Genomic DNA, 11,680 nt, shown 5'->3' with positions numbered 1-11,680 from the left:
ACCATCGCCTCGTTGACGTCGCCCTGGCTCGTGGCACCGTCGCCGAAGCAGGTGATCCCCACCGAGACGTCGCTGGCGATGGGCGAGCTCATCCCGTTCCGGCTCGCGCCGGTGCTCGAGCGCGACCTGCACCACTGACACGGCCCACGGGGGCAGGTGGCCTGGTCCCGCCCGTAGACTGGTCCGTGGCCCGAGCGCGGGTGGCCGACCGCCCAGCCCCGCGGGGCGCCCGCCGCCGTCGACCGTAGCCCTGAGGTTCTCTCCTGTGATCACCGCCCATGACGTCTCCGTGCGCATCGGCGCCCGCGAGCTGCTGCGCGAGGCGTCCTTCCGCGTCGACGCCGGGATGCGCATCGGTCTCGTCGGCCGCAACGGCGCCGGGAAGACGACGCTGACCAAACTGCTCGCCGGGGAGGAGTCCACCTCCAGCGTCGTCCAGCACACCGGGACGATCACCCGGTCCGGGCAGATCGGGTACCTGCCGCAGGACCCGCGCACCGGTGACCTCGACGTCCTGGCCCGCGACCGGGTGCTCTCCGCCCGCGGGATCGACGGGATCCTGCGCCGCATCCGCCGCGCGGAGACCGAGATGGCGACGAAGACCGGCGACGCCCAGGCCAAGGCCATGGAGCGCTACGCCCGGCTCGACGCGGAGTTCACCGCGCAGGGCGGCTGGGCGGCGGAGTCCGAGGCGGCCCGGCTCACCTCGAACCTCGGCCTGCCCACCCGCGTCCTCGACCAGCCGCTGCACACGCTCTCCGGTGGGCAGCGGCGCCGCGTCGAGCTGGCCCGCATCCTCTTCTCCGGGGCACAGACGCTGCTCCTGGACGAGCCGACCAACCACCTGGACCACGACTCGATCGTCTGGTTGCGGGAGTACCTGGCGGCCTACTCCGGCGGGCTCATCGTCATCAGCCACGACGTCGAGCTGCTCCGCGCGACCGTCAACACCGTCTTCCACCTCGACGCCAACCGGGCCGAGCTCGACGTCTACAACCTCGGCTGGGACGCGTACCTCAAACAGCGCGAGCAGGACGAGCGCCGCCGTCGTCGGGAGCGGGCGAACGCCGAGAAGAAGGCCTCCGCGCTCATGGCCCAGGCGGACAAGATGCGGGCCAAGGCGACGAAGGCGGTCGCCGCGCAGAACATGATCCGCCGGGCCGAGCGGATGCTCTCCGGGCTGGAGGAGACCCGGCGCGCGGACAAGGTCGCCAACCTGCGCTTCCCCGACCCGGCGCCGTGCGGCAAGGTCCCGCTCACCGCCGAGGGGCTGTCGAAGTCCTACGGCTCGCTGGAGGTGTTCACCGACGTCGACCTCGCCGTCGACCGCGGCTCGAAGGTCGTCGTGCTGGGGCTCAACGGCGCGGGCAAGACGACCCTGCTGCGCATCCTCGCCGGCGTCGAGCAGCCGGACACCGGTGCGGTCGTGCCCGGCCACGGGCTGAAGATCGGCTACTACGCCCAGGAGCACGAGACCCTCGACGTCGACCGGACCGTGGTGGAGAACCTGCGCTCCGCCGCCCCGGACCTCACCGACACCCAGGTGCGGTCGGTGCTCGGCTCCTTCCTCTTCTCCGGGGACGACGCCGACAAGCCGGCGAAGGTGCTCTCCGGCGGGGAGAAGACCCGGCTGGCGCTCGCGGTGCTCGTCGTCTCCTCGGCCAACGTCCTGCTGCTCGACGAACCGACGAACAACCTCGACCCCGCCTCGCGGGAGGAGATCCTCGCCGCGCTGCGCACCTACACCGGAGCCGTCGTCCTCGTCACGCACGACGAGGGCGCCGTCGAGGCGCTCCAGCCCGAGCGGGTGCTCCTCCTGCCCGACGGCGACGAGGACCTGTGGAGCGACGACTACGCCGAGCTCGTCGCGCTGGCCTGAGCGGGTGGCCACTGCCCGCCGGGTCACCTCCGCGGAGGTGGTGCCGGCCCGGACGCTGTCGTCGACGTCGGCGCCGGGGGGCGGTTGGTCCGTCGCCGGGGCCGGGAGCGACGCCGCTCAGCCGTCCCGGAGCTGGGCGTCGATGAGGGCGTCCTCCTCCTCGGCGTCCGAGCGTCGCCGCGGCCGAAGCCGGGGCCGCTCGGCCGGGTACCCGGACAGCTCGCGCGCCTCCCGCCGGGCCAGGACGACGTACCCGACCAGCGCCCCGCAGGCGAAGACCCACCACTGGAAGGCGTAGGACAGGTGGGAGCCGGGGGTGGTCTCGGGGCGGGGGAAGGCGGTGAGGCCCTCGACCGGGGCGGCGTTCTCCGTGGTCGCCAGCAGGTACCCGGCGAGGAGCTCGGCCGCCTCCACCCCGTCCACCCCGGCGGCCGCGGCCACCGCGGCCGGGTCGATCGCGTACACCTGCCCGGCGGGGGCGGTCCGCTCGTCCGGGGCCTCGGCCTGACGCAGCCGGCCCACCACCTCCACCGCACCGTCCGGGTAGTCCGGGGGCACCGGGTCGCCGTCCTCGAGCGATAGCCAGCCGCGGTCGACGACCACCAGCCGGCCGTCGTCCTCCGTCTCCAGCACCGCGAGCACGCGCGCGGCGGCGGTGCCGGCCACCGGCCGATTACGCACGAGCACCTGCTCCCCGGTGTAGCGCCCGCTCACCACCACGCTGCGCCACACGCGGTCGGCCGGGACGGCGTCGTCGACCACCGCGGCCAGCGGCGCCGGGGCGGCGTCGTAGTTCGCGTCCACCAGGTCGTTGGCCGCGGCGCGGTCCGCGTGCCGGTTCCACTGCCACAGGCCGAGGAGGACGCACGTGACGGCGACGACGACGGCGATCACCGCCAGCCCGACCCAGCGGCCGCTCCGCAGGAAGCGGTAGCGGCTCATAGCTCGGTGACGGGGATGACCTCGCGCAGGAAGGAGCGCGTCCCGAGGAAGGACTCCAGGTGCTCGCGGTGCTCCTCGCACGCCAGCCAGGTCTTGCGGCGCGCCTGGTCGTGGATCCGCGGGTTGTTCCAGCGCAGCGCCCACACGGCAGGCGTGCGGCAGCCCTTGGCGCTGCAGATCTCCTCGGCGGGTGCCTCGGTGGGGCGGCCGGGGACGGGCGACGTGCTCACCGCAGGTAGCCACCTCTCAGGTCGATGGGCGGAAGGGTGGGGCGCGGGCCGGGCGGAGCCTCCAGCTCCGGCGCCCCGATCAGCGTATCGGCCTCCTTGGGCCGCTCCCGACCGGCGTTGGCGAAGATCACCGCGACGTACGGCAGCACGATCGCCCCCGCCGCCATCACCCAGCGCAGCCAGCCGTCGGTGAAGAGGATCGCGACGAAGCAGCCGGTGCGGATCGACATGGAGATGAGGTAGCGCACGAGCCGCCCGTGGACGTCCTCGCTCAGGGGGCGCCCGACCGAGGTGATCGCGTGAACGTCGCGCTTCCTGCTCACCTCCTCAGCGTAGTCCGCGGATGCCTCCCACGCCGATCCCGCCCCGTCGGCTACCGTTCCCCCCGGACGACCTGACAGGAGGACATGTGAACGACACCGAGGCACGCAGCGTGCTCGTCACCGGCGCCAGCCGCGGGATCGGCCGCGCCGTGGCCGAGGCCTTCGTCGCGGCGGGGGACCGGGTGGCGACCATCTACCGCGGCGGCGAGCTGCCCCAGGGCGTGCTCGGGGTGCGCGGGGACATGCGCGACACCGCCGCGGTCGACGCGGCGATCGGCGAGATCGAGGAGGCGCACGGGCCCGTCGAGGTGCTCGTCGCCAACGCCGGGATGACGCGCGACCAGCTCCTCATGCGGATGACCGACGAGGAGTTCGAGGAGGTTCTCGACGTCAACCTCACCGGGGTGTTCCGCTGCGTGCGGCGCGTCTCGAAGGGCATGATCCGCAAGCGCGCCGGCCGGATCATCCTCATGGGGTCCGTGGTCGGGATGTACGGCAACGCCGGGCAGGTCAACTACGCCGCCACCAAGGCGGGCCTCGTCGGCATGGCCCGCTCCATCACCCGTGAGCTGGGCTCGCGCGGCATCACCGCCAACGTCATCGCCCCCGGCTTCATCGACACGGACATGACCCGGGCCCTGCCCGAGGCGCAGCAGGAGAAGCTGCGCGCCGCCATCCCGGCCGGCCGCTTCGGCGACGTCTCCGACATCGTCGGTGCCGTCCAGTACCTCGCCTCACCCGCCGCCGCCTACGTCACCGGGGCCGTCATCCCGGTGGACGGCGGTCTGGGCATGGGGCACTGAGAGTAGGAGAGAGCAGACGATGGGACTTCTCGACGGCAAGACCCTGCTGGTCACCGGCGTCCTCAAGGACAACTCGATCGCCTTCCACGTGGCGCGCCTCGCCCAGCAGGAGGGAGCCACGGTCATCCTCACCTCCTTCGGCCGGCAGCTGCGCCTCACCCAGGTGACCTCCCGGCGGTTGCCCACCGAGGCGCCCGTGGTCCAGCTCGACGTCACCGACGCCGACGACCTCGCCGCGCTGGCCGACCGCGTGCGGGAGCACACCGACCGGCTCGACGGCGTGGTCCACTCCATCGGCTTCGCGCCGCAGTCCGTCATGGGCGGCAACTTCCTCGCCGGCGAGTGGCCCGACGTCGCCACCGCGCTGGAGGTCTCCGCCTTCTCGCTCAAGTCGCTCGCCGTGGCGACCCGGCCGCTGCTGACGACGGGCGCCGGGATCGTCGGCCTCACCTTCGACGCCTCCTTCGCCTGGCCGGTCTACGACTGGATGGGCGTGGCCAAGGCCGCGTTCGAGTCGACGGCGCGCTACCTCGCCCGTGACCTGGGCCCCGAGGGCATCCGCGTCAACCTCGTCTCCGCCGGTCCGATCCGCACGACGGCGGCCACCTCCATCCCCGGCTTCGACCAGATGGAGGACACGTGGGACGAGCGGGCCCCGCTCGGCTGGGACGTCAAGGACGCCGAGCCCGCCGCCCGCGCCGTTGTCGCGCTGTGCTCGGACTGGTTCCCGGCCACGACGGCGGAGATCGTCCACGTCGACGGCGGTGTCCACGCGATGGGGCAGTGATGGGCGGACGCCTCCTGGTCCTCCTGCGGCACGCCCAGGCCGAGCCGGAGAACGGCCTGGGCGACGCCGACCGCCCACTCGCCGGCAAGGGCCGGCGCCAGGCCGCCGACCTCGGACCGCTGCTCGCCCGCGAGGTGGGCACCCCCGACGTCGCACTGGTCTCCAGCGCGCTGCGGACCACCGAGACGTACAAGCTCCTCGCCGCCGGTCTGCCGGGAGCCCCGGAGCCGGACGTGCGCCCCGAGCTGTACTCCGCGGGCCCCCGCGGCGTGCTCGAGGTGCTCGCCGCGCTGCCGGACACCGCCCGGCGGGTGCTCGTCGTCGGGCACGAGCCGACGATGTCCTCCCTCGGCCACCTGCTCGACGCCGAGCGCGGCCCGGTGGCGGAGACCGTCGCCTTCGGGATGAGCACGGCCAGCGCGGCCGTGCTCGAGGTCCCCGTGCGGTGGGCCGAGCTCGACCGGCAGACCGCGCGGCTGGTCCGCCTCATCCGCCCGGAGTGACCGGGCGCCGCGGAGGTGCGGCGGGTCAGCCCCCGAGCAGCCCGAGGACGGCGTCGAGCCGCGGGAAGGTGAGAGCGGCGTCGGCCTGCTCCTGGACCACCGGCTTGGCGCAGTAGGCCACCCCGAGCCCGGCGGCTGCGAGCATGTCGAGGTCGTTCGCGCCGTCCCCGACCGCGACGACGCGGTCGAGCGGGAGCCCGTGCTCCTGCGCCCACCGGCGCAGGTGGTGCTCCTTGGCGGCCCGGTCGACGACCGGCCCCGTGGTCCGGCCGGTGAGCCGCCCGCCGTCGACCTCGAGCCGGTTGGCCACGACGTGGTCGATGCCCAGCCCGGCGGCGATCGGACCGATGATCTCGAGGAACCCGCCGGAGACGAGGCCGACCTTCCCGCCGCGCTCGTGCACCTCGGCGACGAGCTCCCGGGCCCCGGCGGACAGCTCGACGGCGGCGCGGACCTCGTCGACCACACCCGCGTCGAGCCCGGCGAGGGTGGCCACCCGCTCCCGCAGGCTGGCGGCGAAGTCCAGCTCCCCGCGCATCGCCCGCTCGGTCACCGCGGCGACCTGCTCCCGGGTGCCGGCGTGCTCGGCGAGCAGCTCGATGACCTCGGCCGTGATGAACGTGGAGTCGACGTCCATGACGAGCAGGCCGACGCCGTCGCGGGCGAGCGGGCCGCTCGTCACCCCGACGTCCACGCCGAGCGCCGTGGCGGGCCCGCGCAGCTCGGCGGCCAGGGCGGTGTCGACGTCGGCGGCGGTCCCCGGGCGGGGGGTGCCGGTGAGCGCCACCCCGGACCAGCCCGGCCGGGAGGTGTCGACGGGAGCCTCGACGTCGGCGACCGTGGCGAGCAGCCCGCGGGCATGCTCGACCAGCGACGGCGGGACGGGACGGGCGGAGACAAGACCGATGCGGATCACCCGGCCAGGTTACGGCCGGCGTGCGCTGCCTCGTCCCTTCGGCTCACGGGAGGGCGCGCGGAGGGGCGACCGACGATCGAGAAGGGCGGCCCTGGGTGGCAGCGACGATCGAGAAGGGCGGCCCTGGGTGGGAGCGCCGGGGTACCGGTACGGACCCGGAGGGCTACCGGCGGACGGTGGCGCCCTTGGGCACGACCGTGATGCCGGACTCGGTGACGGTGAAGCCGCGCTCGAGGTCGTGCTCGAGGTCGACCCCGACCTGTGCGCCGTCGGCGATACGCACGTTCTTGTCGATGATCGCCCGGTGGACCACGGCGTTGCGTCCGACGTCGACGTTGTCGAAGATCACCGAGTCGCGCACCGAGGACCAGGAGTTGACCTTCGTACCGGGGGAGATCACCGACCCCATGACCTCACCGCCGGAGACGATGACACCCGGCGAGACGAGCGAGTCGAGTGCGTGACCGAGCCGCTCGCGGTGCCCGTAGACGAACTTCGCCGGCGGCATCCCCGGGTTGCCGGTGAACAGCGGCCACTCCTGGTTGTAGAGGTTGAAGATCGGGGAGACCGAGATGAGGTCCTGGTGGGCGTCGTAGTAGGCGTCGATCGTGCCGACGTCGCGCCAGTAGCCGTGGTCACGCTCCGAGGCTCCCGGCACGACGTTGTCCTTGAAGTCGTAGACGCCCGCCAGCCCGCGCTCGACGAACCACGGCACGATGCTGCCGCCCATGTCGTGCTTGGACTGCGCGTCCTCGGCGTCCACGCGCAGCGCCTCGATGAGCGCCTCGGTGGTCAGGACGTAGTTGCCCATCGAGGCGAGCACCTCGTCCGGGGCGTCGGGCAGCCCCTCGGCCTGCGCGGGCTTCTCCAGGAACGCCCGGATGCGGCGCGGGTCGGCGGGGTCGACGTCGATGACGCCGAGCTGGTCGGCCAGCGTGATCGGCTGCCGGATGCCGGCGACGGTCATCGCGGCCCCGGACTCGATGTGCTGGTCCACCATCTGGGAGAAGTCCATCCGGTAGATGTTGTCCGCGCCGACGATGACGACGATGTCGGGCTGCTCGTCGTCGATGAGGTTGAGCGACTGGTAGATCGCGTCGGCGCTGCCGAGGAACCAGTGCTTGCCGCGCCGCTGCTGCGCGGGCACCGGCGCGACGTAGTTGCCCAGGTGGGTGGACAGGCGCCAGGTCTTGGCGATGTGCCGGTCCAGGCTGTGGGACTTGTACTGGGTCAGCACGACCACCCGCAGGTAGCCGGAGTTGACGATATTGGACAGCGCGAAGTCGATGAGCCGGTAGATGCCGCCGAACGGCACCGCGGGTTTGGCCCGCTCCTCCGTCAGGGGCATGAGACGTTTGCCCTCGCCGCCTGCCAGCACGATCGCGAGGACCCGGGGAGCCGAGGTGCGCGGAGCAGCCATGACCAGGACTCTAGGGCTGCTTAGATGGTCGTGCAGCGGTATTGGGTCCTAGTGGCACGTGAGGAGCCGGGATGCGAGTCGACCTACTCACCAGGGAGTACCCGCCCGACGTCTACGGCGGGGCGGGGGTGCACGTCACCGAGCTCGCCCGGGTGCTGCGGTCCCACGCCGACGTGCGCGTGCACTGCTTCGGCGGCCCGCGGGAGCCGGGCGGCGAGGGCGGCGAGGAGGGGGTGCGCGGGTACCCGGACATCGCCGAGCTGAGCGGCGCCAACCCCGCGCTGCAGACCTTCGGCGTCGACCTCGCGATGGCCGACGCGGTCCGTGGCACCGACCTCGTCCACTCCCACACCTGGTACGCCAACCTCGCCGGGCACCTGGGCGGCCTGCTCCACGACGTCCCGCACGTGCTGTCGGCCCACTCCCTGGAGCCGCTGCGGCCGTGGAAGGCCGAGCAGCTCGGCGGCGGCTACGCGCTGTCGAGCTGGGCCGAGCGCACCGCCTACGAGGGCGCCGCCGGCGTCATCGCGGTGAGTGCCGGGATGCGCGAGGACATCCTGCGCACCTACCCCGCCGTGGACCCGGAGAAGGTCACCGTCATCCACAACGGGATCGACCTCGCCGGCTGGCAGCGCCCGACGGGGCAGGAGGCCGAGCAGGCGGCCGAGGTGGCCCGCGGACTCGGCATCGACCCGGACCGTCCGGCGGTCGTCTTCGTCGGGCGCATCACCCGGCAGAAGGGGCTGCCCCACCTGCTGCGGGCCGCCCGCGCCCTGCCCGCCGACGTCCAGCTCGTGCTGTGCGCCGGCGCCCCAGACACCCCCGCCCTCGCGGCGGAGGTGGAGGCCGAGGTCGAGGCGCTGCGCGCCACCCGGACCGGGATCGTGTGGATCGACCAGATGCTCCCGCGCGCCGACCTCATCGCGGTGCTCACCGCGTGCACCGTCTTCGCCTGCCCCTCGGTCTACGAGCCGCTCGGCATCGTCAACCTCGAGGCGATGGCGGTGGGACTGCCCGTGGTCGCGACCGCCACGGGAGGCATCCCGGAGGTGGTGGACGACGGCGTCACCGGCGTCCTCGTCCCGATCGAGCAGGTCTCCGACGGCACCGGCACGCCGGTGGACCCGGCCCGGTTCGAGGCGGACCTCGCCGAGGCGCTGACCGCGGCCGTCAGCGACCCGGAGCGGGCGCGGGCGATGGGGGCCGCCGGTCGCCGGCGCGCCGAGGAGCACTTCTCCTGGGACGCCATCGGGGAGCGCACGCTCGCCTTCTACGAGCAGGTGCTCGCCGCAGGCTGAGCGTCGCCACCGGGCGCGAGCACCCCACTACCGGGGGCGGGACACCCCACCGGAGACGTGGCTGACGCTCGCCGCCGCGAGCGCGCGGCGGGCGGTGTGCTCCAGCTCGCGCAGCACCTCCGCCCGGGCCTGGCCCTGCCGGGCCATGACCGCCCCGCCGTCGTCCTCGAGCGCCAGCTGGACCACGGCGAGCAGGCGGGCGGCCCGGGTGAGCACCTCCACCCGGGCCGGCTCCAGGCCGGGCGGGAGGAGGTCGGTGGAGATGTCCTCCCGCAGCAGGTGGGCCGCCTCCCGGGCGACGTCGGGACGCCAGCCGGCCAGGTCGAGCTGCTCGAGCGTGTCCCCGGCGGTGACCAGCGCCTGGGCGATGTCCTGCCGTGCCTGCCGCAGCGACCCGACGAGCCCGAGCAGGGTGGGCACGGGACGCTCGGCGAACGGGAAGGGGTGCAGCACCCAGCGCACGAGGGTGCCCGGCTCGAGGTCGCTGCCGAACCGCTCCACCTGGGGCACCGCCGCCCACGAGCCGCCCGCGGCCCGGACGAGGAGGCACTGCCCCGCGTCCACGGCCTCGAGCAGCGCGACGCCGGGCAGCCCGGCCACGTGGCCGGGCGCGGGCAGCACCGCCCCGACGTCGGTGATCTCCTGTCCGACGATCCGGCCGGCCATCTCCCGCAGCGAGCGCACCTCGCCGTCGGGACGGTCGATGACGTGGGTGTCGGCACCGGCGACCGCGCGCAGCGCGCTGTCGACGACCGCCTCGGTGCCGCCCTGGTCGCCGCGACCGGCGGCAGCGATGACCGGTACCCACAGGGCGGCGAGCACAGCATGGGGCAGAACAAGTTCGGGCACGCCCCCACCGTAGACGGCCCGTGGGCGGGGCGGTGGATAGGCTCGACGTATGAGCGATGTGCTGCAGCTGTCGGACGTGACCCTGCGACGGGGGACGAAGACGATCCTCGACGGCGTGAGCTGGTCCGTGCGCGACGGTGAGCGGTGGGTCGTGCTCGGCCCGAACGGCGCCGGCAAGACCACGGTGCTGCAGATGGCCGCCGGTCGGCTCTTCCCGAGCGAGGGGACCGTCCACATCCTCGGCGAGCGGCTGGGCGCCGTCGACACCTGGGAGCTGCGCACCCGCATCGGACTCGCCTCCGCCGCCCTCGCCGACCGTATCCCGGGCGGTGAGGCCGTGCTCGACGTCGTCCTCACGGCCTCCTACGGCGTCACCGGCCGGTGGCGGGAGAGCTATGACGAGTACGACCTCTCCCGGGCCCGCGACCTGCTCGCCGCCTTCGCCGTGGACCACCTCGCCGACCGCAAGTTCGGCTCGCTGAGCGAGGGCGAGCGCAAGCGGGTGCAGATCGCCCGCGCGCTCATGACCGACCCGGAGCTGCTCCTCCTCGACGAACCCGCCGCCGGCCTCGACCTCGGCGGCCGAGAGGAGCTCATGGCGGCGCTCGCCGAGCTCGCCGGGGACAGCCGCTCCCCGGTCATCGTCCTCGTCACCCACCACGTCGAGGAGATCCCGCCCGGCTTCGGCCACGCGCTGCTCATGCGGGGCGGGAAGGTCGAGGCCGCCGGACCGCTGGAGGAGGTGCTCACCCCGCAGCACCTGTCCCGGACGTTCGGGCTGGACCTCGAGGTCGAGCGCCACCGCGGTCGGTGGAGCGCCCGCGCCGCCGGCCGCTGACCGCGCTGCCGGAGCCGGGCCGGGGCGCAGGCCCCGGCCACTAGGATCGACAGGGGAGGTGGCAACGATGGCCTGGTTGTGGTGGTTGGGAGCGGCGCTCGTGCTCGGCGTCGTCGAGATGCTCACCGTCGACCTCATCTTCCTCATGTTCGCCGGCGGCGCGCTGGCCGCCGGAGGTGCGGCGCTCCTCGGCGCGCCGCTCTGGGCGCAGGTGCTCGCCTTCGCCGTCGTCTCGGCGGTCCTCCTCGTCGCGGTCCGCCCGTGGGCGCTGCGCTACCTCAAGCGGTCCACCCCGGACACGGTGACCAACGTCGCCGCACACGTGGGCCGCACCGCCGAGGTGCTCATCGACGTCACCGACCGCGCCGGCCGCGTCAAGCTCGTCGGTGAGGTCTGGACCGCCCGGGCCGCCGAGCCCGGCACCGTGCTGCCGGCCGGCACCACCGTGCAGGTGGTGCGGATCGAGGGGGCGACCGCCGTCGTCGCGCCCGTACCCGTGACCTACCCCGAAGGAGCCCCGTGACCACCGACAACACAGGTGGCCTCGTCGTCACCGTCGTGCTCGTCCTGCTCGCCCTCTTCGTCATCATCGCGATCTGGCGGGCGGTGCGGATCGTGCCGCAGGCCGTCGCCCTCATCGTCGAGCGGCTGGGCAAGTTCAACACGGTGATGTACGCCGGGCTGCACTTCCTCATCCCGTTCGTCGACCGGGTCCGCGCCGGCGTCGACCTGCGCGAGCAGGTGGTCTCCTTCCCGCCGCAGCCGGTGATCACCTCCGACAACCTCGTCGTGTCGATCGACACGGTCATCTACTTCCAGGTCACCGACCCCAAGGCCGCGACCTACGAGATCGCCAACTACATCACCGGTATCGAGCAGCTGACCGTGACGA

14 protein-coding genes are annotated in these 11,680 nt (G+C 73.6%); 8 read left to right on the top strand and 6 right to left on the bottom strand.

Annotated features, from left to right (window positions below; translation table 11 throughout):
• Positions 1 to 265 precede the first annotated feature (265 nt).
• A complete protein-coding gene (locus Q0195_RS08340; RefSeq protein ID WP_299277006.1) occupies positions 266 to 1,879 on the top strand; it encodes an ABC-F family ATP-binding cassette domain-containing protein in 1,614 nt (537 codons plus the stop codon).
• Between the two features lie 117 nt (positions 1,880 to 1,996).
• Here Q0195_RS08340 and Q0195_RS08335 read toward each other — a convergent pair whose 3' ends face one another.
• Genes Q0195_RS08335 through Q0195_RS08325 form a run of 3 tightly spaced genes read right to left on the bottom strand, consistent with a single transcriptional unit; the run spans position 1,997 to position 3,374 of the window.
• Complete coding sequence (locus tag Q0195_RS08335) at positions 1,997 to 2,821, bottom strand: SURF1 family protein (protein WP_299277003.1); 825 nt, start codon at positions 2,819 to 2,821, stop codon at positions 1,997 to 1,999.
• Positions 2,818 to 3,051, bottom strand: coding sequence for a hypothetical protein (locus Q0195_RS08330; protein ID WP_299277001.1), 234 nt, complete (start codon positions 3,049 to 3,051; stop codon positions 2,818 to 2,820). Before Q0195_RS08330 ends, Q0195_RS08335 begins: the two co-directional genes overlap by 4 nt.
• Entirely contained in the window at positions 3,048 to 3,374 is a 327-nt protein-coding gene (locus tag Q0195_RS08325; RefSeq protein ID WP_299276999.1) for a DUF3099 domain-containing protein, read from the bottom strand. Before Q0195_RS08325 ends, Q0195_RS08330 begins: the two co-directional genes overlap by 4 nt.
• A gap of 86 nt (positions 3,375 to 3,460) precedes the next feature.
• Here Q0195_RS08325 and fabG point away from each other — a divergent pair, with 86 nt between their 5' ends.
• Genes fabG through Q0195_RS08310 form a run of 3 tightly spaced genes read left to right on the top strand, consistent with a single transcriptional unit; the run spans position 3,461 to position 5,467 of the window.
• Complete coding sequence (fabG, locus tag Q0195_RS08320) at positions 3,461 to 4,177, top strand: 3-oxoacyl-ACP reductase FabG (RefSeq protein ID WP_299276997.1); 717 nt, start codon at positions 3,461 to 3,463, stop codon at positions 4,175 to 4,177.
• Positions 4,178 to 4,196: 19 nt separating this feature from the next.
• Positions 4,197 to 4,964, top strand: a complete 768-nt coding sequence (gene fabI, locus Q0195_RS08315) for an enoyl-ACP reductase FabI (RefSeq protein WP_299276994.1) — start codon at positions 4,197 to 4,199, stop codon at positions 4,962 to 4,964.
• Positions 4,964 to 5,467, top strand: a complete 504-nt coding sequence (locus Q0195_RS08310; RefSeq protein ID WP_299276991.1) for a histidine phosphatase family protein — start codon at positions 4,964 to 4,966, stop codon at positions 5,465 to 5,467. The genes fabI and Q0195_RS08310 overlap by 1 nt, the downstream gene beginning before the upstream one ends.
• 25 nt (positions 5,468 to 5,492) lie before the next feature.
• On the opposite strand, the gene serB is transcribed toward Q0195_RS08310, so the two are convergent.
• Together serB and glgC are read right to left on the bottom strand one after the other, a co-directional pair.
• The gene (gene serB, locus Q0195_RS08305) at positions 5,493 to 6,383 is read right to left on the bottom strand and encodes a phosphoserine phosphatase SerB (protein WP_299276988.1); all 891 of its coding nucleotides are present in this window, start codon (positions 6,381 to 6,383) and stop codon (positions 5,493 to 5,495) included.
• A gap of 163 nt (positions 6,384 to 6,546) precedes the next feature.
• A complete protein-coding gene (gene glgC / locus Q0195_RS08300; RefSeq protein ID WP_299276985.1) occupies positions 6,547 to 7,803 on the bottom strand; it encodes a glucose-1-phosphate adenylyltransferase in 1,257 nt (418 codons plus the stop codon).
• 71 nt (positions 7,804 to 7,874) lie between these two features.
• Between glgC and glgA the strand changes: the two genes are divergently transcribed.
• Positions 7,875 to 9,101 (top strand): glycogen synthase, encoded by a 1,227-nt coding sequence (glgA, locus tag Q0195_RS08295; RefSeq protein WP_299276983.1) that lies wholly within the window; start codon positions 7,875 to 7,877, stop codon positions 9,099 to 9,101.
• A gap of 27 nt (positions 9,102 to 9,128) precedes the next feature.
• Here the strand turns inward: glgA and Q0195_RS08290 are convergent, their stop codons facing one another.
• Positions 9,129 to 9,950, bottom strand: coding sequence for a hypothetical protein (locus Q0195_RS08290; protein ID WP_299276980.1), 822 nt, complete (start codon positions 9,948 to 9,950; stop codon positions 9,129 to 9,131).
• 49 nt (positions 9,951 to 9,999) lie between these two features.
• On the opposite strand from Q0195_RS08290, the gene Q0195_RS08285 reads away from it, so the two are divergent.
• The 3 genes from Q0195_RS08285 to Q0195_RS08275 form a co-directional block, all read left to right on the top strand.
• Positions 10,000 to 10,788 (top strand): ABC transporter ATP-binding protein, encoded by a 789-nt coding sequence (locus Q0195_RS08285; protein ID WP_299276977.1) that lies wholly within the window; start codon positions 10,000 to 10,002, stop codon positions 10,786 to 10,788.
• 67 nt (positions 10,789 to 10,855) lie between these two features.
• The gene (locus tag Q0195_RS08280) at positions 10,856 to 11,311 is read left to right on the top strand and encodes an NfeD family protein (protein WP_299276975.1); all 456 of its coding nucleotides are present in this window, start codon (positions 10,856 to 10,858) and stop codon (positions 11,309 to 11,311) included.
• The coding region (locus tag Q0195_RS08275) for an SPFH domain-containing protein (RefSeq protein WP_299276972.1) at positions 11,308 to 11,680 on the top strand (373 nt) is incomplete at its 3' end. The genes Q0195_RS08280 and Q0195_RS08275, both read left to right, overlap by 4 nt.

This window comes from uncultured Georgenia sp. (assembly GCF_937958535.1).
GTDB lineage: Bacteria > Actinomycetota > Actinomycetes > Actinomycetales > Actinomycetaceae > Oceanitalea.
This window is presented reverse-complemented; position numbering and strand designations above follow the sequence as displayed.